The sequence below is a fragment of the Synechococcus sp. L2F genome, assembly GCF_024345695.1.
Taxonomy (GTDB): domain Bacteria; phylum Cyanobacteriota; class Cyanobacteriia; order PCC-6307; family Cyanobiaceae; genus MW101C3.
Genome location: NZ_JAGQBP010000004.1, coordinates 200,614 through 223,800, shown reverse-complemented (window position 1 = coordinate 223,800; position 23,187 = coordinate 200,614). Strand labels below are relative to the sequence as shown.

At 65.9% G+C, this 23,187-nt stretch carries 24 protein-coding genes; 14 read left to right on the top strand and 10 right to left on the bottom strand.

Annotated features, from left to right (window positions below; genetic code table 11):
• Positions 1 to 76: 76 nt before the first annotated feature.
• The 4 genes from KBZ19_RS12230 to KBZ19_RS12215 all read right to left on the bottom strand — a co-directional run bounded on the left by KBZ19_RS12230 (position 77) and on the right by KBZ19_RS12215 (position 4,846).
• Positions 77 to 277: a phycobilisome linker polypeptide gene (locus tag KBZ19_RS12230; RefSeq protein ID WP_094512737.1), complete on the bottom strand. Its 201-nt coding sequence runs from the start codon at positions 275 to 277 to the stop codon at positions 77 to 79.
• Positions 278 to 310: 33 nt separating this feature from the next.
• Positions 311 to 799: an allophycocyanin subunit beta gene (gene apcB / locus KBZ19_RS12225; protein WP_094512736.1), complete on the bottom strand. Its 489-nt coding sequence runs from the start codon at positions 797 to 799 to the stop codon at positions 311 to 313.
• 42 nt (positions 800 to 841) lie between these two features.
• On the bottom strand, positions 842 to 1,327 hold the full coding sequence (locus KBZ19_RS12220; RefSeq protein WP_094512735.1) for an allophycocyanin: 486 nt from the start codon (positions 1,325 to 1,327) through the stop codon (positions 842 to 844).
• 501 nt (positions 1,328 to 1,828) lie between these two features.
• Positions 1,829 to 4,846 carry a phycobilisome rod-core linker polypeptide gene (locus KBZ19_RS12215; RefSeq protein ID WP_255101111.1) on the bottom strand — a complete coding sequence of 1,006 codons (3,018 nt, stop codon included), beginning with the start codon at positions 4,844 to 4,846 and terminating at the stop codon, positions 1,829 to 1,831.
• 116 nt (positions 4,847 to 4,962) lie between these two features.
• Between KBZ19_RS12215 and KBZ19_RS12210 the strand changes: the two genes are divergently transcribed.
• The 13 genes from KBZ19_RS12210 to KBZ19_RS12150 all read left to right on the top strand — a co-directional run bounded on the left by KBZ19_RS12210 (position 4,963) and on the right by KBZ19_RS12150 (position 14,973).
• The gene (locus KBZ19_RS12210) at positions 4,963 to 6,210 is read left to right on the top strand and encodes a class I SAM-dependent methyltransferase (protein ID WP_261346542.1); all 1,248 of its coding nucleotides are present in this window, start codon (positions 4,963 to 4,965) and stop codon (positions 6,208 to 6,210) included.
• Between the two features lie 51 nt (positions 6,211 to 6,261).
• Entirely contained in the window at positions 6,262 to 6,855 is a 594-nt protein-coding gene (locus KBZ19_RS12205) for an ATP synthase subunit I (protein ID WP_255101109.1), read from the top strand.
• 72 nt (positions 6,856 to 6,927) lie between these two features.
• Positions 6,928 to 7,656 (top strand): F0F1 ATP synthase subunit A, encoded by a 729-nt coding sequence (gene atpB / locus KBZ19_RS12200; RefSeq protein WP_094512732.1) that lies wholly within the window; start codon positions 6,928 to 6,930, stop codon positions 7,654 to 7,656.
• Positions 7,657 to 7,805: 149 nt separating this feature from the next.
• Positions 7,806 to 8,054 carry an ATP synthase F0 subunit C gene (gene atpE, locus KBZ19_RS12195; RefSeq protein ID WP_010315318.1) on the top strand — a complete coding sequence of 83 codons (249 nt, stop codon included), beginning with the start codon at positions 7,806 to 7,808 and terminating at the stop codon, positions 8,052 to 8,054.
• A 141-nt stretch (positions 8,055 to 8,195) separates the two neighbouring features.
• On the top strand, positions 8,196 to 8,666 hold the full coding sequence (locus tag KBZ19_RS12190; protein ID WP_094512731.1) for a F0F1 ATP synthase subunit B': 471 nt from the start codon (positions 8,196 to 8,198) through the stop codon (positions 8,664 to 8,666).
• Positions 8,663 to 9,205: a F0F1 ATP synthase subunit B gene (locus KBZ19_RS12185; protein ID WP_094512730.1), complete on the top strand. Its 543-nt coding sequence runs from the start codon at positions 8,663 to 8,665 to the stop codon at positions 9,203 to 9,205. The genes KBZ19_RS12190 and KBZ19_RS12185 overlap by 4 nt, the downstream gene beginning before the upstream one ends.
• Positions 9,205 to 9,753, top strand: a complete 549-nt coding sequence (gene atpH / locus KBZ19_RS12180) for an ATP synthase F1 subunit delta (protein ID WP_094512729.1) — start codon at positions 9,205 to 9,207, stop codon at positions 9,751 to 9,753. Before KBZ19_RS12185 ends, atpH begins: the two co-directional genes overlap by 1 nt.
• 79 nt (positions 9,754 to 9,832) lie before the next feature.
• Positions 9,833 to 11,350, top strand: coding sequence for a F0F1 ATP synthase subunit alpha (gene atpA, locus KBZ19_RS12175; RefSeq protein ID WP_094512728.1), 1,518 nt, complete (start codon positions 9,833 to 9,835; stop codon positions 11,348 to 11,350).
• A gap of 26 nt (positions 11,351 to 11,376) precedes the next feature.
• A complete protein-coding gene (locus KBZ19_RS12170) occupies positions 11,377 to 12,330 on the top strand; it encodes a F0F1 ATP synthase subunit gamma (protein ID WP_094512727.1) in 954 nt (317 codons plus the stop codon).
• On the top strand, positions 12,311 to 13,036 hold the full coding sequence (locus KBZ19_RS12165; RefSeq protein WP_255101108.1) for a TIGR02466 family protein: 726 nt from the start codon (positions 12,311 to 12,313) through the stop codon (positions 13,034 to 13,036). Before KBZ19_RS12170 ends, KBZ19_RS12165 begins: the two co-directional genes overlap by 20 nt.
• A 260-nt stretch (positions 13,037 to 13,296) precedes the next feature.
• A complete protein-coding gene (locus KBZ19_RS12160) occupies positions 13,297 to 13,620 on the top strand; it encodes a 2Fe-2S iron-sulfur cluster-binding protein (RefSeq protein WP_094512726.1) in 324 nt (107 codons plus the stop codon).
• Positions 13,621 to 13,744: 124 nt separating this feature from the next.
• Positions 13,745 to 13,876, top strand: coding sequence for a hypothetical protein (locus KBZ19_RS12155; RefSeq protein ID WP_255101107.1), 132 nt, complete (start codon positions 13,745 to 13,747; stop codon positions 13,874 to 13,876).
• Complete coding sequence (locus tag KBZ19_RS12150; RefSeq protein WP_255101106.1) at positions 13,873 to 14,973, top strand: DUF3326 domain-containing protein; 1,101 nt, start codon at positions 13,873 to 13,875, stop codon at positions 14,971 to 14,973. Before KBZ19_RS12155 ends, KBZ19_RS12150 begins: the two co-directional genes overlap by 4 nt.
• 28 nt (positions 14,974 to 15,001) lie before the next feature.
• Here the strand turns inward: KBZ19_RS12150 and ald are convergent, their stop codons facing one another.
• The 5 genes from ald to KBZ19_RS12125 form a co-directional block, all read right to left on the bottom strand.
• Positions 15,002 to 16,141 (bottom strand): alanine dehydrogenase, encoded by a 1,140-nt coding sequence (gene ald, locus KBZ19_RS12145; RefSeq protein ID WP_094512724.1) that lies wholly within the window; start codon positions 16,139 to 16,141, stop codon positions 15,002 to 15,004.
• Between the two features lie 75 nt (positions 16,142 to 16,216).
• Complete coding sequence (locus KBZ19_RS12140) at positions 16,217 to 17,914, bottom strand: NAD+ synthase (RefSeq protein WP_255101105.1); 1,698 nt, start codon at positions 17,912 to 17,914, stop codon at positions 16,217 to 16,219.
• On the bottom strand, positions 17,914 to 18,528 hold the full coding sequence (locus tag KBZ19_RS12135) for a nicotinate-nucleotide adenylyltransferase (protein WP_094512816.1): 615 nt from the start codon (positions 18,526 to 18,528) through the stop codon (positions 17,914 to 17,916). Before KBZ19_RS12135 ends, KBZ19_RS12140 begins: the two co-directional genes overlap by 1 nt.
• A complete protein-coding gene (locus tag KBZ19_RS12130) occupies positions 18,525 to 19,841 on the bottom strand; it encodes a GTP-binding protein (RefSeq protein ID WP_255101104.1) in 1,317 nt (438 codons plus the stop codon). Before KBZ19_RS12130 ends, KBZ19_RS12135 begins: the two co-directional genes overlap by 4 nt.
• Positions 19,838 to 20,854 carry a CNNM domain-containing protein gene (locus KBZ19_RS12125; RefSeq protein WP_094512721.1) on the bottom strand — a complete coding sequence of 339 codons (1,017 nt, stop codon included), beginning with the start codon at positions 20,852 to 20,854 and terminating at the stop codon, positions 19,838 to 19,840. The genes KBZ19_RS12130 and KBZ19_RS12125 overlap by 4 nt, the downstream gene beginning before the upstream one ends.
• 110 nt (positions 20,855 to 20,964) lie before the next feature.
• Between KBZ19_RS12125 and KBZ19_RS12120 the strand changes: the two genes are divergently transcribed.
• A complete protein-coding gene (locus tag KBZ19_RS12120) occupies positions 20,965 to 22,284 on the top strand; it encodes an aminopeptidase P N-terminal domain-containing protein (protein ID WP_094512720.1) in 1,320 nt (439 codons plus the stop codon).
• A gap of 28 nt (positions 22,285 to 22,312) precedes the next feature.
• Here KBZ19_RS12120 and KBZ19_RS12115 read toward each other — a convergent pair whose 3' ends face one another.
• Positions 22,313 to 23,089, bottom strand: coding sequence for a TIGR01548 family HAD-type hydrolase (locus KBZ19_RS12115; RefSeq protein WP_255101156.1), 777 nt, complete (start codon positions 23,087 to 23,089; stop codon positions 22,313 to 22,315).
• Positions 23,090 to 23,187: the final 98 nt, after the last annotated feature.

The following is a 23,187-nucleotide window of genomic DNA, read 5'->3' as shown; positions in this document are numbered from 1 at the left end:
AAAAAAAAGCCCGGCTGGGCCGGGACGTGACGGTAATGATCAGTGAAGACCACTACAGATGAAGCAAAACTCAGGCTTAGTTGCCGACGTTGACCTGACGACGGCCGGTAGCCAGTTCGACTTTGAGGATCTTGCCTCCCTGCTTCATGATTCGCTGTTGTTCAGCAAACCAGCTTTCATACGGCACCCACTTGGTGAAGAAAGTGTTTTGCAACTCCCTCTGACTCCGCACCTTTTCTGGGCATGGAATGCAGGCCGTGATTTTGAACAGACGCATGAAGAAGCCCTCGCTGAGTTCCTTGGGAGGTGATCAGTTGCCCAGGCCGGAACTGATGTAGTCGAGGTAGGTGCCGAGCTCGCGACCGGCATCAGCGCCGACCAGAGAAGCTGCCGTTTCCTTCATCGCCTGGATCGACTGCACCGTGGCACCGATGGGCACACCCAGAGAGTTGTAAGTCTCCTTCAGGCCGTTGAGGACACGCTCATCAAGGATGGAGGTGTCACCAGCCAGCATGGCGTAGGTGGCGTAACGGAGGTAGTAGTCGAGATCGCGGATGCAAGCGGCGTACCTCCGAGTGGTGTACATGTTGCCGCCCGGACGGGTGATGTCCGAATACAGCAGCGTCTTGGCCACAGCTTCTTTGATGATCGCTGAGGCGTTGGCGCTGATGGTGGCAGCAGCCCTCACACGCAGTTCGCCACTGGCGAAATACTGCTCAAGGCGTCCGATGGAGGAATCGTCCAGGTAAAGGCCCTGAACGTCGGACTGATTGATGACGTTGGTGATCGCGTCTTGCATGTGTCCGGGGAAGAGGCGGTGGGCAGGGGGTGTGGCGAACGCTCAGGAAAGGGCGCCGATGACGTAGTCGAAGTAGAAGCCAGCTTCTTCGGCATCGGCTCCCGTGAGAATTCCGAGAGAGGCGTTCTTGAGCTCCCGCACGGCTTCGGCCATGGCCTCAAGCGGTGTGCCCAGTGCCTTGTACATCTCGCGGGCACCGATGATGCCGATCTCTTCGATGGGCGTCACGTCTCCCGCGACCATTCCGTAGGTCACGAGACGGAGGTAGTAGTCGATGTCCCGAAGACAGGTGGCTGTCATCTCTTCTCCGTAGGCGTTGCCGCCCGGGGAGATGATGTCGGGACGCTTTTGAAAGAGGGCGCCGCCGGCCTGCTTCACAATGCGCTCGCGGCTCTCGCTCAAGACCTGAGCCACCCGCAGACGGCGCTGCCCGCCGGCTACGAAAGACTTGATCTGGTCGAGTTCGCCAGGGCTGAGATAGCGGGCTTCGGCGTCCGCGTTGATGATCGAGTTGGAGACGATGCTCATGCAGTTCTGCCTCGAAACAAGCGGTCGCCGTTATGGAGACCGATATCCGGTGGGTAAGGGATGCCCCCCTGACCTGCGACGTCCGATGGCTTTGAGGGCCAGAGCGAATGGTGTTGCAAGCGTGGGCTGACGATCGTGCTTGCCGATCGCCGAATCATTCTGCGGCAAGACCCACCGCAGGCCTGGGCCCGGTAACAGTTCTTCACGGCGAGCGAACCGCGAAATCCCAGGTGGGGCAACGATTTTCGCCGATCCATCACGCCGTGTTCCTGGGGGTCATTGTCAGGAAACTCCATGGAAAACATTGGCTGCCGTTGGACGTTGATCGCCCAACTTGTCAGGATCATGCGAGGTCTCCCCTGAAGTTTGACCAAGGTTTCACTTCGATCTGCGCACTTGGTTGGGCCAGATTGATACCCAAGCACAAAAAACCTCCTGGATTGAGATCCAGGAGGTGCAGGGTGGCGCAGATGCGATTGAATAAGTGTCTGGGCTTGATGCTCAGATGGCGCCCCGGGTGGGTGGGGTGAGTCCGGCGTTGCCGGCGTAGAGCGCAGCGGTTCGGTTCACAGTGGGCAATGGGATGCCGTCCTCGGTGTTGAGGCCCCAGAGATAAGGAACGGTGTCGCGACCGAAGCGGGCGGCATACTCCTCGCTGGTGAGCAGAGCGCTCAGGGCGGTCGTCTGGCCCTGCTTGCCGCGCACGGCCAGGAAATCACTCACCTCTTTGGGTTGACCGGCCCGCCCCATCAGGGCGAGATAGGCCGCAGAGGCGGCGCGAAGCGGGGCCATGCGGTTGAGGCGCTGCTGGAACAGGTCACTGGACGCGACGATCCCGACAAACTCGGACAGGGAGATCTGCCCATCACGCAGTTGGGATTCGGCGTCGCCGAGCCGTTCAGCTGCTAATGGCATGCGATTCAGCAGTTGCCGGTAGGTGGCTGCAATCACAGCCTGAAGTGAAGACTCGCTGGCTCCGGGCCGCCAGGTGATCGGCGCGCCGATGCCACGTCGGCGGCTGAAGCCCTGGGGACGGGCACCCTGGAGGGCGTTCGCCATCGCGGCCTGGGGTTCGCGAACCTGGGTGAAGCTGGCGCCATTGCCGCTCAGGCGGGCAGACCAGCCCCCCACCGGCGGAGAAGAAAGCTGGCGCGTGGTCTGGGCGGGAGCGGGTGACCAGGCAGGAGCCGCGTAGCCAAAGCGCTGACGTGCAGCACTCCAGCGCCGGGTGGGCTCCGGCGGCTGCTTGATGCTCTGGGGTCCCTCCACCGAAGGACGGGCAGCAGGCTGCTCGCCATCGGCGATCTTGGGGCTCCAGCCGCCCACAACGCGCTGCAGGCGACGGTCTGGCAGGTTGCGTTGGGTGAGGTCGCCGCTACCGCGGAACGACTCGTTACGGGCAGTTTCGGGGCGGCGCACAGGGGTGAGCTCCACAACCGCTGCCGCGTTGTAAGGCACCTTCAGCTTCGGCACCCGACGGGCGTTGAGATCGGCCGGTGTGACAAACCGCTCGTAGGGAACGGTGTCCTCACCGAAGGACTGGCTGTATTCGGCGCTTTCAAGGATCGCGTCGATGACGCCGTAGAAGCCCTTGCGGGCAGCTGTGTCGAAGTAGCTGTTGATCTCCCAGCGGCCGAAGGTAGGCCGGCCGAGCAGACGTCGATGGATCACCTCAATCGCTTTGGTGATGTACAGACCCGACCAGTAGCGGCGGCGGAAGGGATTCGAACGCGCCACCAGACGGATGAACTCCCTCAGGGAGATGTCACCGTTCTCCAGCTTGATCTCTTCGACAGTGAGTCGTTCGCCCTGGTAGCCAGCGGTGCCGAGCACCTGGACGTAGACGGCACGAATCACCGCCTGGGTGCTGGATTCGGTGCCACGAATGCTGGGTTCTCCACCTCGGCGGGGCACGGAGGCGCCACCGGTGGAAATCTGCTGGAGGCGAACCACCTTCGGCCCCACCCGTCGCGGAGTGGACGCGCGGAATTGGGGGCTGTCCATCTGACCCGGCTGCTTCATGCCGTTGCCCACCAGGATGCGGCGGGTGTCGTAGCCGAAGGGCGCTGGCCGGGTGGCCACCGAGGCCGTGGACGACGGAAAGATTGCCCCGTACGTGAGGCCCAGAGGGTCGTTGCCGCCGCCGTAGACGTGCTGGTCGGGCAGAGGCTGCCTGTAAGCGGCGTAGAGGGTGATGTATTGAGGCGCGCCTTCGAACGGGGCGCTGAACCGAAAGAGTTTGCGGTTGGAACCCCAGCCGGCACTCTCCTGAGCTTCTTCACCGAGATCGCGCAGGTAAGGAACCGTTTCCTCCCCGAACACCTGGGCGTACTCCATGGAATTGATCAGGGAGTCGACCAGGCCGGCCAGGCCCTGGGCGCTGACAATCGCGAAGTAGCGGCGGAACTCCTCAATCGAACTGACACCGCGTCCGAGGAAATGACGGAAGGCCAGCTCCACCACCCGGCTGTTGGAGAATCTGCCGTAAAACTGGCGGCGGTATTCCTTGCTGCGACCGAGGGCGCGGATGAAATCGCGCATCGCCAGCTGGCCCTGCCGCAGCTGGGTGGCTTCCACCGGGCACACCACCTGGGAGTAGCCCTTGACGATGTCGCGTTCGAAGACCTGGCGATAGGCGGCCCGGATCACCTCGGCCTTCTCACGCCCGGAGAGGCCTGGCTTCATCACGAAGCGCTGGGGGGATTCGGCTGCGAGGGCGTAGATCGCCGGCAGCTGCAGGCCCTGGTTCTCCGGGCTGCCGAGGCGCTGGCGCGGTGAAGGCGTGGGAACGTCCAGTTCCTTGAGCAGGACGTTGAAGCAGTCGATCACCAGCTGACGGGCCTCTGATTCCTGCCGGAAAAGATTGGCCGCTGCTGCACGCATTTCCTGCAGCGCCACATTGGTGGCGGCCAGGGAACAGGCTTTCTCCAGGACATCGCGGAGGCCCCGGGTGTTCACCGCCAGGATGCTGGGATCACCCGCCACGACGGCGTATCCCACGTAGCGCAGAAACCAGCCCATGTCCCGCAGGGACTTGCGCATCCGCTCAGTGCCGTAGCGAGCCACGCTGATCGGCGTGAAGCCCGTGGGCAGCACCACCCGTACGTCGGCGTCGGCTTGCAGACCCTCGAGCACCCGCCCGAGCAGGCCACTTCCGCCGGTTCCCTGGGCGAAGGTGCGCACCGAACGGCTGAAGGCGGCCTGGTCGGCGGCAAGTACGGCCTCTTCAGGCACGGTGACCGCAAAGGGCGTCAGCGGCTCATCGAGATAGGAGAGCGGTGTGCCGCCGGCGAAGATGCGGTTGGCCGCCTTGGCGACGATGGCATCCGCATTGGCCGAGAGTCTGCGGGCCGCTTCCATGCGGGTGGCGCCGCTCTGAAAGAAGGTGAGGAGCGTGTCGAGCTCCCCCTTTTCGGGAAAGCGATCCTGCTGCTCCGCCTGACGGACGCTGGAGAGCGGCAGGGTGTCGTAGCGCTGAGGGCTGACCCTGTTGCTGCCGCTGCTGGCGGTCACGGTCATGGAGAGGGGCGTGTACCAGGCCTGGCCAGGGTACGGCTCAGCTTCCGGCCCTTTTGAACGCCATAGACAAATGTTTGCAGCCCTGAGGGCACGAGGGGCACAGGCTGGGCCCGGCCATGAAAAGCTCGCCTTTCCCCTTCTCCATTCCTTTGCCTGTGTCCGAGCCAGTCGCCGATGCCGCCACACCGGCGGTGCGCTCCTTCTACGACCGCTTCCCTTATCCCGGCGATCCCCTGCAGGACGGCCCACCGCCCGGGTACAACTGGCGCTGGTGCTACCCCTGCGTGGTGAGCGCCTGCACGGGGATGCTCCCGGAACAGGCGGGGCCCTTGCGCCTACTTGATGCCGGCTGCGGTACGGGCGTGAGCACCGACTATCTCGCCCATCTCAACCCTGGAGCCGAGATCCTCGCGGTGGACATCAGCCCTGGCACGCTGGAGGTGGCCCGCCGGCGGTTGGAGCGCTCGGGCGGCACCAGGGTGGCCGGCTCCTTGCGGATCGAGCAACGCAGCCTGCTGGACCTCCAGGGCGAAGGCCCCTTCGACCTGATCAATTCCGTGGGAGTGCTGCACCACCTGCGGCAACCGGAAGCTGGCCTGAAGGCCCTGGCAGCGTTGCTGCGCCCAGGCGGACTCCTGCACCTTTTCCTCTATGCCGATGGAGGGCGCTGGGAGATTCATCGTGTTCAGGCCGCCCTCTCTCTGATGGGGGTCAATGGCGATGGCGAAGGACTGCGCCTGGGGCGCCAGCTGTTCGATGCTCTGCCGCCAGCCAACCGCCTGCGTCTCCACCATGAGCAGCGTTGGGCGCTCGATACGGCGGCCGACGTCAACTTCGCGGACATGTATCTCCACCCGCAGGAGACCAGTTACGACATCAAGCGTCTCTTCGATTTCGTCGATCAGGCCGACCTGAGTTTCGCTGGCTTCTCCAATCCCCAGGTCTGGGATCCGGCCCGGCTGTTGTCAGGAGAACTGCTCGAACGCGCTCGTGCCCTGCCCGAACGGGAGCGTTGGGCGCTGGTGGAGGCCCTCGACCCGGACATCAGCCATTTCGAGTTCTTCCTCAGCCGTGGCGAGCTGCCCAGGCAGACCTGGGAGGACGACTCCACGCTGCTGGCTGCGCACGGCTGCCGCAACCCCTGCCTCTGGGGCTGGCCCGGTGCCAGCCTGCTGGACCCCGATCTGCGGCCACGCGATCTCACCCCGGATGCCGTGGAGCTGCTCACTCAGATCGAGCAGGCGCCACTGGGCACAGCGCTCAGGGCACTGCCGCTCGACTGGGAGCCCGCCCGCATCGCCGGTACTGCCCGCTGGCTCTGGCAGCACCGTTTGCTGTTGCTGAGCGCACCAGTGCCAGCCTGAAACGTCAAGGGAGCTGTGCGGGCTCCGTGATAGATTCCGGCCGCCTTTCCAATGGATTTGGAGCGTTTGCAGGCTCTTCCCGACGCGTCCAAGATCACATCCGGCATGCCTGCCGGGGGTGTTTCGGGCGGCTCCCGTCAGGCCCTGAGCCTCGAGCCCACCACAGACGTTTTTCCTCCTCAGGAAATCAATGATCTGCGGGCAGCGCTCCTGCGCGATCTCTCCGGGCGTTCCTCGGAAGTTCCGCTTCTGATCCAACCGGTTCAACCTGACGCAACGCTCCCAACCGAGGCCCCGCTGGCCAACGGTATGGACGACTACGCCAGGTTGCAGCGCCGCATTCAGCTGGCCACGCTGATTCTTTCCGCGTTTGCCGTTGTTCTTGCTGCCCTCCTGTTCGATCGTTCCACGGCTTTGAGCCTCGCTGTAGGCGCACTGGCCGGCATGCTCTACATGCGGATGCTTGCCCGCAGTGTCGCTCGCATCGGCGGCGACAAACGCGCGGTCGGCAAGTCCCAGTTGCTTGTGCCGATCGTGCTTGTGCTGGCAGCCTCCCGGTTGCCATATCTGGAGATCGTGCCTTCGCTTGTTGGATTTCTTCTCTACAAGCCGGCCTTGATTCTTCAGGCTCTCACCGACCGCTGATTCCCGGCCACCGTCCCGTCGATCCGGGCCTCCTGTCCTTTCTCGTCGCTTCTGCGTCACCCCAGCACACCGATGGCACCGTTGTCTCTCTTGCTGCCCCTGGCCGAACTGGAGGTTGGAAAACACCTCTACTGGAAGATTGGTGGTCTGGTGATCCACGGTCAGGTGTTCATCAGTTCCTGGGTTGTGATCGGCGCCCTGCTGGCACTGGTCGTGGTGGGCACCCGCAAGCTGGAGAGAGATCCCAGGGGTGTTCAGAACCTGCTGGAGTTCCTCTGGTCCTACGTCCGTGATCTGGCTCGTGAGCAGATCGGCGAAAAGGCCTACCGCGATTGGTTGCCGTTCATCGGCACCCTTTTTCTGTTCATCTTCGTCAGCAACTGGGGCGGCGCCCTGGTTCCCTGGAAGTTGATCCACCTTCCGAGTGGAGAGCTCGGTGCTCCCACCGCCGACATCAACACAACCATCGCCTTGGCGCTGCTTGTTTCTCTCGCCTATTTCTACGCAGGTCTCAGCCGGAAAGGTTTCCGGTATTTCGAGTACTACGTGGAGCCCACTCCGATCATGCTTCCATTCAAGATCGTTGAGGATTTCACCAAGCCTCTCTCCCTTTCTTTCCGTCTGTTCGGCAACATTCTTGCTGACGAACTTGTGGTGGCCGTTCTGGCCTTCCTGGTGCCCCTGATTGTGCCGCTGCCCGCCATGTTTCTTGGCCTCTTCACCAGCGCCATTCAGGCCCTGATCTTCGCCACCCTTGCTGCCTACTACATCGGCGAGGCTGTTCACGAAGAAGCTCACTGAACCTCTGCCGCCCAGGCACGTCCCAGCGATCTGCTAAACCTCCTGCGCGTAGGTCCGGCCATTGCCGGGCCCATCTCCGATCCGGGGATGTCCCAAGCGCCAGGTCCAACCCGCGCTTCACCGGCGCCTTCCATCCCCCCCGTTCCAAAATGGATTCCATCACTTCCGCCGCCTCCGTCGTGGCTGCCGGTCTTGCCGTCGGCCTCGGCGCCATCGGCCCCGGCATCGGTCAGGGCACCGCTGCCGGCGGCGCTGTTGAGGGCATCGCCCGCCAGCCCGAAGCCGAAGGCAAGATCCGCGGCACCCTGCTGCTGTCGCTGGCCTTCATGGAAGCTCTGACCATCTACGGCCTTGTTGTGGCCCTGGTGCTCCTGTTCGCGAACCCTTTCGCAGGCTGATCGCCGTCCGTCGGGATCGGGAGACCAGCCCATTCATTTGGTGCGGCCCCGATCCAGACCCTGGCTTCGTTTGAACCGTCCAGACCCATCTGCCGTGCTTTGCACGGCAGCCGTACCTGATCCTTCCAGCGTCCCTGCCCCATGACCAGCTGGCTTCTGCTCGCCGCAGCCGGTGCTCCAGAGGGAGGTCTCTTCGACCTCGATGCCACCCTGCCGCTCATGGCGGTGCAGGTGGTGCTCCTCACCTACGTTCTCAACCTGCTGTTCTTCCGGCCAATTGGTCGCACGGTTGAAGAGCGCGACAGCTACATCACTCTGAGCCGTGCGGATGCCAAGCAGAAGCTTGCACAAGCCGAGCGCCTCGCCGCCGATCTCACCGCCCAGCTGAAGGACGCTCGACAGAAGTCCCAGACGCTGATCGTGGAAGCCGAGGAGGAGATGGACCGGCTGTATCGCTCGGCTCTTGCTGCTGCACAGGCCGATGTCAACGCCAGCATGGAAAGCGCACGCCGCACCATCGAGGCTGAACGTCAGAAGGCCATGGAGCACCTTGAAGGCGAATCCGATCTTCTCAGCGAACTGATCGTCAACCGTCTCCTGGCTGCGAAATGACCCCTTCCCTCTTTCTGATGGCGCCCCATTCCCCGCTGTTCGCCAGCGAGGGACATTTCGGGCTCAATCTCAATCTTTTCGAAACCAACGTCATCAACCTGGCGATCGTGATCGCCGCGCTGGTGTGGTTTCTTCCCAAGGTTCTCGGCAGCGCTTTGGAGCGAAGGCGCGAAGTGATCCTGAGCGATCTCCAGGACGCCGAGGAGCGGCTTGGCGCAGCCACAGCCGCCCTTGCCACTGCCCAGAAGGATCTGGCCGAGGCTCAGATCAAGGCGGATCAGATCAGGGCCGACGGCAAAGTGCGCGCTGAGTCCATCCGGCTCGAAAGCGAGCGTCGCACGGTGGAAGCCATGGCGCTGCTGAAACAGGGCTCAAGCAACGATCTTCAATCAGAAGCCGACAGGGTGAGCGAAAAGCTCCGCCGCGAGGCGGCCAGGCTGGCGGTTGAAAAGGCTCTTGCAGCTCTCCCCTCTAAGCTCGATGCCGGTGCCCAGCTCGCACTGATCGACCGTTCCATCGAATCGCTGGGTGAAGTCTGATGCCCTTGCTCAATACCATCGCTTCGCCCTACGCCGAAGCCCTTCTCCAGATCACCGATCAATCCGGTGAGAGTGAACTCGTTGCCGAGCAGGCCAAGCAGTTGCTTGATCTCTGGCACCAATCCGCTGAGTTGCGCCAATCCTTCGTTTCCCCTGTGATTGAGCCGGAAACGAAGAAAGCCATTGTGGTGGCCCTCTTCCAGGATCAGCTCACTCCGTCGTTCCTGAACCTCCTCAAGCTCCTCGCTGATCGTCAGAGGATCTCAATCCTTGATTCGATCCTGGAGCGCTTCCTCACACTCTTCCGTGAGCAGCGCCACATCGCTCTGGCCAGCGTGGTTTCCGCCACGCCTTTGAGCGACGAGCAGCAACAGGCCCTGCGCACCAAGGTGCAGGCGCTGGCTGGTACCGAAAACGTCGAGTTCAAGCTCGACGTCGATCCCTCGTTGATTGGCGGGCTGATCGTCAGATTCGGATCCAAGGTGATCGACGCCAGCCTCTCCGGCCAGGTCCGGAGGCTTGGACTGGCGCTCGCCAAGAGCGGCTGAACCCCAAGGTTCCCGGCTTTCTCCTTCTTCCCCTCCCCTCCTTTCCTTCCATCGCCTCCCCGCGCGGGGAACTGAACCCATGGTTTCCATCCGTCCCGACGAGATCAGCGCCATCCTCAAGCAGCAGATCGAGGACTACGACAAGTCCGTATCGGTCAGCAACGTCGGCACGGTGCTCCAGGTGGGCGACGGCATCGCCAGGGTCTATGGCCTTGAGCAGGTGATGGCTGGCGAACTGCTCGAGTTCGAAGACGGCACCGAGGGCATTGCTCTCAATCTGGAAGACGACAACGTCGGCGTGGTGCTGATGGGCGAAGGCATCAGCATTCAGGAAGGCAGCACGGTCAAAGCCACCGGACGCATCGCTGAAGTGCCGGTGGGCGACGCCATGCTCGGCCGGGTTGTGGATCCGCTGGCCCGGCCCATCGACGGCAAAGGTGAGATTGCCACCTCGGAAACCCGCCTGATCGAATCGCCCGCACCTGGAATCATCCAGCGCAAGTCGGTGCATGAGCCGATGCAGACGGGCATCACCGCGATCGACGCCATGATTCCGATCGGCCGCGGCCAGCGCGAACTGATCATCGGTGACCGCCAGACCGGCAAGACGGCCATCGCCATCGACACCATCCTGAACCAGAAGGGTGAGGGTGTTGTTTGCGTCTATGTGGCGATCGGCCAGAAACAGGCTTCAGTGGCCAACGTCATTGATGTGCTGCGTGAGAAGGGAGCCCTCGATTACACCATCGTTGTGGCAGCCTGTGCCTCCGAGCCGGCGGCCCTTCAGTACCTCGCCCCTTATGCCGGCGCGGCTATTGCTGAGTACTTCATGTACAAAGGCCAGGCCACCCTGGTGATCTACGACGACCTCACCAAGCAGGCCCAGGCTTACCGCCAGATGTCCCTGCTGCTGCGCCGCCCGCCCGGCCGTGAGGCCTACCCCGGCGACGTCTTCTATTGCCACAGCCGTCTGCTGGAGCGGGCCGCCAAGCTGTCCGATGCCATGGGCAAAGGCAGCATGACAGCCCTGCCCATCATCGAAACCCAGGCTGGAGACGTTTCCGCCTACATCCCCACCAACGTGATCTCGATCACGGATGGCCAGATCTTCCTCACATCCGACCTCTTCAACTCCGGCCTGCGGCCCGCCATCAACGTGGGTATCTCGGTGAGCCGCGTGGGCGGTGCAGCTCAGACCAAGGCCATCAAGAAGATCGCCGGCACCCTCAAACTGGAACTGGCCCAGTTCGACGAACTCGCTGCCTTCTCCCAGTTCGCTTCTGACCTGGATGCCGCCACACAGAAGCAGCTTGGCCGGGGCAAGCGCCTGCGTGAACTGCTCAAGCAGCCCCAGTACAGCCCGCTGATTCTGGCCGAACAGGTGGCCGTGGTCTATGCCGGGGTCAAGGGCCTGATCGATGACGTGGCCATCGACCAGGTGACCCAGTTCGTTCGCGAGCTGCGGGAATACCTCAAGACCAATGCGGCTGCCTATATCGAGCAGGTGCAAACCGAGAAGCAGTTGAGCGAATCCTCCGAGGCCATGCTCAAGGCGGCCATCAGCGAAGTCACCTCCACCCTTCTGGCTTCGGCCTGATCTCCCTGAAGCGAAGCACCTGAACCATGGCCAACCTCAAGGAAACCCGCGACCGCATCAGTTCGGTCAAGAACACCCGCAAGATCACCGAGGCCATGGGGATGGTCGCGGCAGCCAAGGTGCGGCGTGCCCAGGAACAGGTGCTGCGGTCGAGGCCGTTTGCCGACCGCCTGGCCCGGATGCTCGAAAACCTGCAGACCCGTCTGCGTTTCGAGGATGTGGCCAACACCCCGCTGCTTGAACAGACCCGGCCTGTGCGTCACATCACCCTTGTGGTGGTGAGTGCTGACCGTGGCCTCTGTGGTGGCTACAACGCCAACATCATCAAGCGCACGGAACAGCGTTTCGCTGAGCTCAAGGGCCAGGGTTTCACGGTGGAACTGGTGCTGATCGGACGCAAGGCCGCCGGATACTTCAAGAACCGTTCCTATCCGATCCTCACCACGTTCACCGGCCTTGAGCAGGTGCCTACAGCGGATGAGGCGGGCAAGATCGGCGACGAAGTGCTGGCGGCCTTCCTCTCCGGCAGCACAGACCGGGTGGAGATGATCTACACCAAGTTCATCAACCTCGTGAGCAGCGGCCCTGTCTCCCAGACCCTGCTGCCGCTCGACCCCCAGGGCATTGCCGCCCAGGATGATGAGATTTTCCGTCTCACCACACGGGAAGGTCGGCTGGCGGTTGAACGGGGCGTGCCTTCCGGCAACAGCGTTCCGCCTTTGGAGTCGGAGTTCGTGTTTGAGCAGAGCCCGGATCAGCTGCTCAATGCCCTGCTGCCGCTTTACCTCGACAACCAACTGCTTCGTTCCCTCCAGGAAGCCGCCGCGAGTGAGCTGGCCAGCCGCATGACGGCCATGAACAGCGCCAGCGATAACGCCAAGGAGCTCGCCAAGTCGCTCACTCTCGATTACAACAAGGCCCGCCAGGCAGCGATCACCCAGGAGATCCTGGAAATCGTGGGTGGCTCGGCGATGGGCTGAGGCCATCATCGAGATCCAGCCGCTGTTCCCGCTGGCGCTCGGCCGCCAGCAACTGCGCCCCGACCCGCTCGACTCAGCCGTGATGCTGCAGGAGGCCCTGCAGCTTCGCGGTGCAGCCAATGGCAATCCGTCCGAAGGTTGCGCCTGGACGGGCGACCTGAATGACGCCTGGCAGGTGCATCGCCGCCCTGCTTTTGGCTGGCTCGTGACGCAGCTTGAACGTGCTGCGCCGGCCTATCTCCGAGCGCTCGGTTTTGACACCGAGCAGATTGACTTGCACCTGCAGCGTGCCTGGCCCGTGGTGAGCGAGCCGGGTCAAGCCGTCGGCCGCCACCATCACCCCAACGCCCATCTCAGTGCGGTGTACTACATCACGGGGGATGGCAGTGGTCGCTGCGGCTGCCTGCGGCTCTTCCCGCACCGTCAGGTGAACGAGCTGGTGCCGGGCCTGGCCGTCGGTCACAGCGGGCCGATCACCCCTGATCACTTCCTCAACGCCCCCTGGCAGGACGTGGCTCCTCAGGCTGGTCTGCTGGTGCTTTTTCCTGCGAGCACCGATCACGCGGTGCTGCCCAATGAGGACGACGAGCGGCGCTGCTCGGTGAGCTTTGACCTTTTCCTCTCGGCCCGGTCCTCCAGCAGCCATCCCCCTGAGTTTCTCGCTCCCCACCCCGGCGCGTGGACACCGTTTGCGCGCACGGCCTGAGCGTCCGAACCAACAGCTTCCAGCCAGCAGCTTTCAGGAAGCACCTTTCAGCCAGCAGCTTCCCGCCAGCTGCCTCGCTCCCCGCATGGTTTCGCCCGGCGCCAAACAGCGGCGTTTCCCCGATTCCTTTGCCAACGGGCTTCGCTCCCTGCTTCGGGCCCTTCGGTGAAGACTGAGAGCTCCGTGCTGGCCCTCCGTCCGGGAAGATGGGGCCGCTGCCCTCCCTGAGCGGAGTTGCTCCGCTGCTTGCATCCTCTGCCATGAGTGAAACCTTCACCATCGTCGCTGCGCTCGACGGCGCGACCCATACCTTTTCCTGCTCGGCCGATCAGACGGTGCTGTCGGCGGCGGAAGCCGCTGGCGTGCCACTGCCCAGTTCCTGCTGCTCGGGGGTCTGCACCACCTGTGCGGCTGTGATCACAGAGGGAACGGTGCATCAGCCCGACGCCATGGGTGTCAAGGCCGACCTGCAGACCCAGGGCTATGCCCTGCTCTGTGTGGCCTACCCGCGCAGTGATCTGCAGCTGAAGGCGGGCCAGGAGGATGCGTTGTACGTGGCCCAGTTCGGGCAGTATCAGAAGTGAGCGCCTGGCCCGTGAAGCCAGAGATGCCGTGCGGTTGATCGCCAGGGAGGTGTGGGTGCCGCTTCCAGTCACTGCGTCGTCGCCCGCCCCAGCACCAGTCGCGTCATCGCCCTCCGCTTCGGTAGTGGCCGCTGTGTTGGCGGCTCTCGATCGCGAGGAGGGCGTGCCGCTGCGCTGGGCGATCACGGCCGTCGAGAGCGCGGAGCACGGGGCCAGGCGCGCGCGGCTGGAAGCAGTGCTGCTGGTGGAGCCATGACCCCTGCCATCGGCCCAGCGGCGCCTTTGCCGCTCCTGCTGGTGATCCCGACCGGGATCGGATGCTGCATCGGCGGCTATGCCGGTGATGGTCTGCCTGCCGCGCGCCTGCTGGCGGCGGCCAGCGGCTGCCTGATCACCCACCCGAACGTGATGAATGGTGCCGCTCTCTACTGGAGCGACCCGAGGATCCACTACGTGGAGGGCTGGGCGTTGAACCGCTTCGCCGCCGGGGATCTGGCGCTCGCACCCGTGCGTCAGCGCCAGGTGGGACTGTTGCTGGATGCCGGCATCGAGCCGGAACTGCGTCAGCGGCACCTGCAGGTGGCGGATGCCTGCAGGGCCACGCTCGGCCTTGCCGTTGGCCCGGTGCTCACCACCGAGCGGCCCCTGGGGGTGGCGTTGAGCCGCAGCAGCAGCGGAGCGAGCGGTGGTGGGCTTGAGCATCCAGCCGAGCTGCTGCGGGCCGGGGAACGCCTGCGAGAGGCGGGGGCCACAGCCATTGCGATCGTGACCCGCTTCCCGGACGACAACGGCCCGCAGGAGCTTGCGGCCTACCGCGGCGGCGCTGGCGTCGACGGGCTGGCCGGTGCCGAGGCGGTGATCAGTCACCTGCTGGGACGCCACCTGGGGATCCCCTGCGCCCACGCGCCCGCCCTGGCGCCACTGCCGCTGGAGGTGGGCCTTGATCCACGCGCCGCAGCTGAAGAACTGGGGCACACGTTTCTGCCCTGCGTGCTCGTGGGCCTGAGCCGCGCCCCTGATCTGGTGCCGCTGCAGCCGGCATCCCCCCTGGTCGGTGCGGCGCTGCCCGCCGAGCTGATCCACCCCGCCCGGATTGGCGCCGTGGTGGCTCCCGCCGGCGCGCTGGGGGGGGAGGCGGTGCTGCGCTGCGCCGCCCGCGGCCTGCCGGTGATCGCCGTTCAGAGCAATGCCTGTGTGCTCGAGGTCAGCGGCGACGCCCTCGGGATTCCGGTGCTTCCGGCCGCCACCTATGCCGAGGCGGCGGGTTTGGTGCTGGCTCTGCGCGAGGGGATCGCACCGTCAGCGCTGGTACGCCCTCTCCCCTCGCTGGCTGTTGGCGCGGCGGCGGATTGATCCGGATCAGCGCTGGCAGTGATCCCGATCAGCGCAGGCAGGCCATCGGGTGGCGGGTGGGCACACCCAGCGCCTTGGCCACCCCGGGATGGCACACCGCGCCATCCACCGTGTTCAGTCCCGAGAGCAGTTCGGGCCGCTCGGTGACCGCCTCCACCAGCCCCCGGCCGGCAATGCCGACGATGTAGGGCAGGGTGACGCTGACCAGCGCTTCGGTGGAGGTGAAGGGGACGGCGCCGGGCATGTTACCGACGGCGTAATGCTGCACGCCATGGATCGTGACCACTGGATCCGTGTGGGTGGTTTCGCGGCTGGTGGCGATGCAGCCGCCCTGGTCGATCGCCACATCGACGATCACGGAGCCGGGCTTCATGCGTCGGACCAGATCTTCGTCGACGAGGGTGGGCGCCCGGCCGCCGGGGGTGAGCACCGCTCCGATCAGCAGATCGGCGCCGGGCACCATGCGCTCGATCAGGCCCCGGCTGCTCACCAAGCTCACCAGCCGGCCGCTTCGGTCGGATTCCAGGCTGCGCAGACGCTGAGGGGAGTGATCGAGCAGGAACACCTCCGCATCCATCGCCGCCGCCAGGCGGGCCGCATTCCACCCCACCGTGCCGGCCCCAAGCACCACGACCCGCGCCGGCCTGACGCCGGTGCAACCGCCGATCAGAACCCCGCGTCCGCCATGGGGCTTTTCGAGCAGGTGCGCGCCCACCTGGGCGGCGAGCCGGCCGGCGATTTCACTCATCGGCGCGAGCAACGGCAGGTTGCCGTTGTCGAGCTGAACGGTTTCGTAGGCCACCCCGGTGGTGCCAGCCTCCAGCAGCGCCCTGCCCACATCCGGGTAGGCCGCCAGGTGCAGGTAGGTGAACAGCACCAGGTCGCTGCGCAGAAAGCGGAACTCTTCGGCCTGGGGCTCCTTCACTTTCACCACCAGATGGGCCGCCCAGGCCTCTTCCTGGCTCACCAGCTGCGCCCCGGCTTCGGCGTAGCTGGAATCGTCGATGCCCGCACCATTGCCGGCGCCGCTCTGCACCCGCACCTCCAGGCCATGGGACACCAGCTCCCTGACACCATCGGGGGTGAGGGCCACGCGTTGTTCGTCCCGCTTGATTTCCGTGGGCACGCCGATGCTCGCGATCGGCGCGGTGGGACCGGGGCTGGCCATGCAACTCTCAATCTGCTTACACACTGGCGGCGGCGGGGCCGCACTGCCAGGAATTGGTCCGCATCGGCAGACGATTCAGTCGATGGCGGCAGCAATCGGCATGCGCCAGCCACTGCCGAAGGCCCGGCCGCTCACCTTGATCAGCGGCGCGGCCTGGCGCCGTTTGAACTCGGCCCGGCGCAGCAGGCGGTATACACGCTGGGCCACTTGAGCATCCGTGCCGGCGGCCACCAGTTCCTCCGGGCTGCGCAGCTCTTCGATGAACTGCCGCAGCAGGGGGTCCAGCACGGCGTAGTCGGGCAGGGAATCAGTGTCGCGCTGATCAGGCCGCAACTCAGCGCTTGGTGGCTTCTCGCGGATCGCCGCGCCGATCAGCTCCCCCTTGGCCGGCAGCCCGCAACTGCGGCGGCAGTCGGCGGCGGCGGGGCTGTCCAGCCAGGCGCAGAGGCGGAACACGGTGGTCTTGTAGAGGTCGCCGATCACCGCCAGGCCGCCGTTCATGTCGCCATAGAGGGTGCAATAGCCCACGGCCAGCTCCGATTTGTTGCCGGTGGAGAGCAACAGCCGGCCCTGGGTATTGGCCATGGCCATCAGCAGAGTGCCGCGGATGCGGGATTGCAGGTTCTCGGCCGTCAGCCCTGTGGGTGCGGCTCCGATCGGCGCTTCCAGGGCCTGATCAAATCCCCGCATCAGCGGCTCGATCGCCACGCAGCCGTGGGCGACGCCGAGGCGATCCGCCAGCGCGATCGCATCGGTGCGGGATCCTGCTGAGCTGTAGGGGGAAGGCATCAGCAACGCGAACAGATGGTCAGCCCCCAAGGCCGCCACGGCCACGGCGGCCACCAGCGCTGAATCGATGCCGCCGCTGAGCCCGAGCAGCGCTTGCCGGAAGCCGCATTTGCCGGCGTAGTCGCGCACCCCCAGCACCAGCACCCGGAACAGTTGCTCCATCGGATCCGGAGGTGGGGCGACGGGGCCCGTGGGTTCAGCCCCTGGGTCGCTTTCCCACACCGCCAGACTCTCGGCGGCGCAGGGCAACTGAAGCCGCATGGCACCGGCTGCGTCCACCACGAAGCTGCCGCCGTCGAACACCAGCTCATCGTTGCCGCCCACCTGGTTCACGTACGCCACCGGGCACTGCAGCCGGGCGGCAGCCGCCTGGGCAAGCCGGCAGCGCACTGCGCCTTTGCCCTGCACGAACGGGGACGCCGAGAGGTTGAGCAGCAGGTCGGGCTGCAGCGGCATCAGGGCGGCGATCGGGTCCGCCCCGCGCAGCCGATGCCCCTGCAGGCGTTCCTCCACCCAGAGGTCCTCGCAGATGGTCAGGCCGATGCGCCACGGGCGCCCGCCCCACTGGCGTTCGATCAGGCAGGCCGCGTCGGCCGGCTGAAAGTAGCGGCGTTCATCAAAGACGTCGTAGCTAGGGAGCAGGCGCTTACGGGCGACGATGCTCCAGCCGCCCTGCTCCACCAGGGCCACGGCGTTGTGAAGCGCCGGCAGCCCGTTGCCAGCCACCGGCTCGGCGACGCCCACCAACAGAGCCAGCCCGCCGGGCAGCTCATGGGCCAGCGCATCGAGCACCTGCACCTGCTGGCGCAGCAGCGCAGGCCGCAGCAGCAGATCCCGTGGCGGGTACCCCCACAGCGACAGCTCGGGGCTGGCGACCAGATCAGCCCCGGCAGCGGCGGCCTGACGGCTACGTTCCAGAAGCAGTGCACCGTTGCCGCGCAGGTCTCCCACCAGCGGGTCGATCTGGGCGAGGGCGAGCCGCATCAGCGCAGCGGCGGGGTGGCCGGCCGCCTGCTGGCCGCCACGTCGCCTAGGCCGTAGAGGTTGCGCTTGCGCAGCTCCGGCCACAGTTCCGCCGGGATCAGCTGGGGATCGGGATGGAGGCGCAACTGGGAACTGGCCGTGGCCGGGATCTGCAGCGGCAGCACCTCCACCCGGCCTCCCCGTTGCACCAGGCCATCGATGTGCAGCGCGTCGAGCGGCCAGCCCAGGCGAGGCACCACGGCCAGCCGGCAGGCGGCGAGCAGGGCATCCGCCGCGTACCAGCGGGGAATCTGCGGCAGCAGATCGCTGCCCACCACGAAGATCAGGTCGGCTTCAGGCCAGAGCCGGCGGGCCTGCTCCAGGGTGTGGAGGGCGCGGCTGTGGCTGAGGCTCTGGTCCACCTGAATACGAGGATTGCCGATCCCCTCGACCAGCGCCCGCAGCAGCACGGCGCGCACCTCAATGGGGGCCCCATGCTGCTTGAAGGGGTTGTCGCTGGCCCAGGTGCGCACCAGCGGGTAGCGCTCTCCCAGGGCCTGCAGCAGAGCGCGGTGCCCGAGGGTGGGCGGATCGGCGCTCGTGCCGAACAGGGCCACCTGGTCGGGCGCGCTCATGGCTGCAGCCCCTGCAGGGCCGGATCCCAGCCCCGCGGCGACCATTGCTGCAGCCAGGCCTGGGTCTGGGGATCCTGCCGGGCCAGGCGCCGCAGCAGGGCACCGGGGCGGGCCGGGCCCTGATGGGCCGCTTTGAGCAGTTCCGCGGCGGTCAGCCGGCCGGTGAGCCGGGTGGTGTGAACAGCCAGCGCCGCCTGGGCCAGGGCCACTGGCGCGGCAGGGGCCAGCGAGAGCCCGCCGGTGAATGGCGCTGCCACCAGCAGCGCCTGGCGCAGGGCGCCCAGCAGCAGCTGGATGCCGATCTGGGTGCCGCCCAGCAAGGCGCTGTGGCCTGACAGCCGGGCCAGCATCCGCCGCGCCTGAGCGCCATTGATCGTGAGTCCGTACAGCCGGCAGAGCTGCATCACCAGGGCGGTGTCGCAGGCGAGCGAACCAGCCAGATCCAGCAGCACCAGTGGATTGGCGGCAACGCCGGCGGCTTTGAGGGTGGCGTACCGCCCGATCACCCCATGGGCCTGGCGTTGCTGCTGGTGCAGGCGCTGGGCCTGCAGACGCTGAGCGAATCGATCCCCTGCCTTGAGGCTGTTGAGGGCGAGGAACAGGGCCCCGTGACTGGTCAGCAGGTCCACCAGCCGCTCCTGCAGAGGCTCGATGGCGGGCGGCCGGGCTTCGCTGCGCACACGGCCGTCAGCCAGCAGCTGGGCCTGTCTTGGCGCCGCCGACACCGCCACCAGATCCAGGCCGGCGGCGGCGGCCGGCAGCCGCCGGCGAATGCTGTCGAGCAGCTGGACGCGTTCGCCGGCCGGCCAGCAGTCGATCCGGTTCACCACCAGCAGCAAGGGCTTGCCCCAGCCGAGCACGTGCTCCAGGGCTTCGCCTTCCGGGCTGGTGAGGTCGCCATCGAGCACAAACAGCAGCAGGTCGGCGCCAAGAGCCACCCTGGCGGCCAGCCGCTGGCGGGCCGGGCCATCCACCTCGTCGATACCGGGGGTGTCCACCAGCTCCACGCCGTTCAGACCCGCGATCGGCTGCTGCCAGCGTTCTCGTTCCTGCAGGCGGGTGCTCCCGTGGGCCAGGTCGGTGGCGAAGCGGGAACGCCCGAGCAAGGCGTTCAGCAGGCTGGATTTGCCCACACCCACGCGGCCGAACACCGCCAGCCGCAGGCGCCCCTGCTCCAGCCGCTCAATCTGGCGATCCAGGGCCGCCAGCTCCGGACCCAGGGCCGAACACTCGCGAGGGGTGAGGTTGAGCTCCGAGCGCCAAAGCCTGAGCAACTGGCGGCAGCGGGTGGGGGTGTCGGGCGTGGGCCTCATTCGCCGGGGACCTCCACAGGCGACTGCGGCCGCCGCCACCAGCCGGCCAGCACCGCCAGTACGGCGTCGGCACCGATCACACCGACGAAGCCACCGAATTCATCCACCACCACGCGCACGGAATGGCTGCTGCGCCGGAAGGCGGTGAGCAGACGGTCAGCGCGGATCATCTCCGGCACGAACTCCACCGGGCTGATGAGGTTCTCGATCGTGGTCTCACCGCGCCCTTCCACCAGGGCCTGCAGAAGGCTTTCCTGGCTGGCCACCCCCAGCACTTCGTCCACCTCTTCGCCCAACACCACCCACCACGGAGCGTGCTGGGCAAGCAATTGAGGCTTCACGCTCTGGAGGCTTGCCATCCCAGGCAGGGTGGGGGCTGCCACGCGGGGCACCATCAGATCCCGCGCTGTCAGGTCGTTGAGTTGGAACACCTTGCCGATCATGGCGGCTTCGTCGGCTTCGATCTGGCCGGTGCGGGAGCCAAGCCTGGCCAGCAGGCGGATCTCCTCCTCGTCGGTGCTGAGCTCGCTCTCGGCGGTGATCGCCGGCATCAGCCGTTCGAGCACCAGCACCAGCGGCAACATCAACCGCAGCAGCACGTTGACCGTGGCGGCGCTCGCCAGGGACACCGGCATGGCCATGCTGCTGCCGATCGATTTGGGCAGGATTTCCCCCAGCAGGATCACCAGCACGGTGAGGCCGAACGAAAAGAGGGGCAGGGCCATGCCGGAGACGCCCAGCTGCGCGAACACCCAGCCGGCATAGCTGCCGATCATCAGGCTGCCGAAGATGTTGAAGCCGTTGTTGAGAATCACCAGCACCGCCAGGGCGCGGCCCAGACGGTTTTTCAGCCGTTGCAGGGCCCTGGCACCGCGCGGCGGCACCGGACGGCCCGCCAGTTCGTGCACCTTGAGGGGATTGACCGTGAGGATGGCCGCCTCGACGCCTGAGCACAGCGCTGATCCCGCCAGAATCACCACCACCAGCGCTGCCAGGCCAAACAGCTCATTCATGGTGGCGCGCCCTTCCCAGCTCGCTCATGTCGGCGCCTTCATCAAGGCAGGGCATTCCATGCCCTTATTTAATCGTCTAAGTCTCTGTCCCGCCGTTTCGTGGTTCCTCCATGGTGATTTCCGCTGCCACCTTCCAGCAGCGTCGCGCGCTTTTCCTGGAACGGCTCGGTGCCGTGGCCGCCGTGATTCCCGCTGCTCCACTGGTCACCCATCACGCCGATGTGGAACATGGCTTCCGCCAGCACAGCGATTTCTGGTACCTCACGGGGTTCGATGAGCCGGGGGCCGTGGCCCTGTTCCTGCCGCACCGCAGTGAGCACAGGTTCGTGCTGTTCGTAGAACCCAAGGACCCTGCGGCCGAGGTCTGGAACGGCTTCCGCTGGGGGTGTGAAGGCGCGGTGTCCCAGTTCGGCGCCGACCTGGCCCATCCGCGGGCGGAACTGGCCGAACGGCTGGCGGAGTACCTCCAAGGGGCCGAAGGCATCGCGTTCCGGGTGGGTCGTCATCCGAGCGTGGAGCCGCTGGTGCTTTCCGCCTGGGCCGCCCAGCTCGACCGGGCACCGCGCAGCGGTCAGGCGGCGCTTGGCCTGGTGGCACCCTGCCCGCTGCTGCACCAGTTGCGCCTGCGCAAGACCGAGGACGAACTGGAGCGCCTGCGCGAGGCCGCCCGGATCTCCGCCGAAGCCCATGAGCTGGCGCGGCAGGTGGCGCGGCCCGGGCTGAACGAGCGGCAGGTGCAGGCTGCGATCGAGCAGCACTTTCTGCTTCAGGGCGCCCGTGGTCCTGCCTACGGCTCGATCGTCGCCGGCGGCGACAACGCCTGTGTGCTGCACTACACGAGCAACAATGCACCCTTGCTGGACGGCGATCTGCTGCTGATCGACGCCGGTTGCAGCCTCAGCGATTACTACAACGGCGACATCACCCGCACCTTCCCGGTAGGCGGGCGCTTCAGTGCGGAGCAGCGCGCCCTCTACGACCTGGTGCTGGCTGCCCAGCAGGCGGCGATCGCCTGCGTGAAGCCAGGGGCCGATGCCGAGCAGGTGCATGCGGCCGCGGTGCGGGTGCTGGTGGAGGGACTGGTGGAGCTGGGTCTGCTGCAGGGGGAGGTGGATGGCCTGATCGAGCAGGGCGCCTACCGCCACCTCTATATGCACCGCACCGGCCACTGGCTGGGGCTCGATGTCCACGACGTGGGTGCTTACCGCCTCGGCGAGCATCCGGTGCCGCTTGAGCCCGGCATGGTGCTCACAGTGGAGCCTGGGCTCTATGTGAGCGATCGGCTGCCCGTGCCGGATGGCCAGCCCGCCATCGACGCGCGCTGGAAGGGGATCGGCATCCGCATCGAGGACGACGTGGCCGTGACCCCCAGCGGGCACGAGGTGCTCACAGCCGCTGCGCTCAAATCAGCAGACGCCATGGAGCGGTGAAACCGGGTGCACGGTCCGGGCCGTTCGCTCAGCCGAGCAGGCGGTTCAGCAGCGCGGGAGCCTCCGCCGTGGTGGTCAGGATGTGGTTGGCGCCTGCCTGGCTCAGGTGGTGTTCGTAGACCTGCCGTTGCGCAACGGCTCCCGGGTCCTGCAGGTGAGGCGGAGCCACCGCCAGGCTGACGAAGGCCTGATCGGGATGGCACGCCCGAGCACGCTGCACCGTTTCCACATCCGCCACGGTGTCGCCCACATAGGCCACCAAGGGGGCTTCATGGCCCAGGTCGGTGGTGGCCAGGCGGGCGGCAAGCGTGAGCAGGCCGGTGGGATCGGGCTTGTCCGGAGCGTCGCCCATGGCGATCAGGGGAGGCTGCGGCAATCCGAGCCGCTGATGCAGCACGAAGCGCGCGGAAGCCGGTTCAGCGCCGCTCACGAACCCCCAGGCAAAGCCGTGCTGGCTCAACTGCTCGAAGAAAGGCGGCTGTACCAACAGCGTTTCTTCCCGGATGAAGCCCTGCCACGCTTCTGGCGGGCCCTCCGGGTCCCCTCCGAAATAGAGCTGGCTGAACACCTCCACCAGGGCGTCAAAGCTGGGTAGCGGGTCATGCCCGTGGCGCCGCAGCAGCTCCAGCGATGCCTCCCAGTCGTTGTTCCACAGACCTTCGCTCTTGAGCGCATCCACCTCGGTCTGTCCGGGCCGCCAACCGCTGTAGTGGTGAACGGTTTCAGCCAGGGCGCGGCGGTAGCTGCCGCTCACGTCGCGAATGACCCCGTCGATGTCGAACAGCAGAACAGCGCGGGGCTTCAGGGCAGGGAGGCCGGGGCTGGTAGGTTACTCGTTTGATTGTTGTCCTTGAGCGCCGAACCTATGACGGCCAGCGATAGCCCTGACGCGGCGGTTTCTGC

Coding starts and splice junctions, on each gene's coding strand:
- KBZ19_RS12135 (WP_094512816.1), bottom strand. CDS start 18,528: ATGAGCGCGCCCGACCAGGTGGCCCTGTTCGGCACGAGCGCCGATCCG.
- atpE (WP_010315318.1), top strand. CDS start 7,806: ATGGATTCCATCACTTCCGCCGCCTCCGTCGTGGCTGCCGGTCTTGCC.
- apcB (WP_094512736.1), bottom strand. CDS start 799: ATGCAAGACGCGATCACCAACGTCATCAATCAGTCCGACGTTCAGGGC.
- atpH (WP_094512729.1), top strand. CDS start 9,205: ATGCCCTTGCTCAATACCATCGCTTCGCCCTACGCCGAAGCCCTTCTC.
- atpA (WP_094512728.1), top strand. CDS start 9,833: ATGGTTTCCATCCGTCCCGACGAGATCAGCGCCATCCTCAAGCAGCAG.
- KBZ19_RS12185 (WP_094512730.1), top strand. CDS start 8,663: ATGACCCCTTCCCTCTTTCTGATGGCGCCCCATTCCCCGCTGTTCGCC.
- KBZ19_RS12120 (WP_094512720.1), top strand. CDS start 20,965: ATGGTGATTTCCGCTGCCACCTTCCAGCAGCGTCGCGCGCTTTTCCTG.
- KBZ19_RS12210 (WP_261346542.1), top strand. CDS start 4,963: ATGAAAAGCTCGCCTTTCCCCTTCTCCATTCCTTTGCCTGTGTCCGAG.
- KBZ19_RS12130 (WP_255101104.1), bottom strand. CDS start 19,841: ATGAGGCCCACGCCCGACACCCCCACCCGCTGCCGCCAGTTGCTCAGG.
- KBZ19_RS12150 (WP_255101106.1), top strand. CDS start 13,873: ATGACCCCTGCCATCGGCCCAGCGGCGCCTTTGCCGCTCCTGCTGGTG.
- KBZ19_RS12160 (WP_094512726.1), top strand. CDS start 13,297: ATGAGTGAAACCTTCACCATCGTCGCTGCGCTCGACGGCGCGACCCAT.
- ald (WP_094512724.1), bottom strand. CDS start 16,141: ATGGCCAGCCCCGGTCCCACCGCGCCGATCGCGAGCATCGGCGTGCCC.
- KBZ19_RS12140 (WP_255101105.1), bottom strand. CDS start 17,914: ATGCGGCTCGCCCTCGCCCAGATCGACCCGCTGGTGGGAGACCTGCGC.
- KBZ19_RS12220 (WP_094512735.1), bottom strand. CDS start 1,327: ATGAGCATCGTCTCCAACTCGATCATCAACGCGGACGCCGAAGCCCGC.
- atpB (WP_094512732.1), top strand. CDS start 6,928: ATGGCACCGTTGTCTCTCTTGCTGCCCCTGGCCGAACTGGAGGTTGGA.
- KBZ19_RS12205 (WP_255101109.1), top strand. CDS start 6,262: ATGGATTTGGAGCGTTTGCAGGCTCTTCCCGACGCGTCCAAGATCACA.
- KBZ19_RS12230 (WP_094512737.1), bottom strand. CDS start 277: ATGCGTCTGTTCAAAATCACGGCCTGCATTCCATGCCCAGAAAAGGTG.
- KBZ19_RS12190 (WP_094512731.1), top strand. CDS start 8,196: ATGACCAGCTGGCTTCTGCTCGCCGCAGCCGGTGCTCCAGAGGGAGGT.
- KBZ19_RS12170 (WP_094512727.1), top strand. CDS start 11,377: ATGGCCAACCTCAAGGAAACCCGCGACCGCATCAGTTCGGTCAAGAAC.
- KBZ19_RS12215 (WP_255101111.1), bottom strand. CDS start 4,846: ATGACCGTGACCGCCAGCAGCGGCAGCAACAGGGTCAGCCCTCAGCGC.
- KBZ19_RS12125 (WP_094512721.1), bottom strand. CDS start 20,854: ATGAATGAGCTGTTTGGCCTGGCAGCGCTGGTGGTGGTGATTCTGGCG.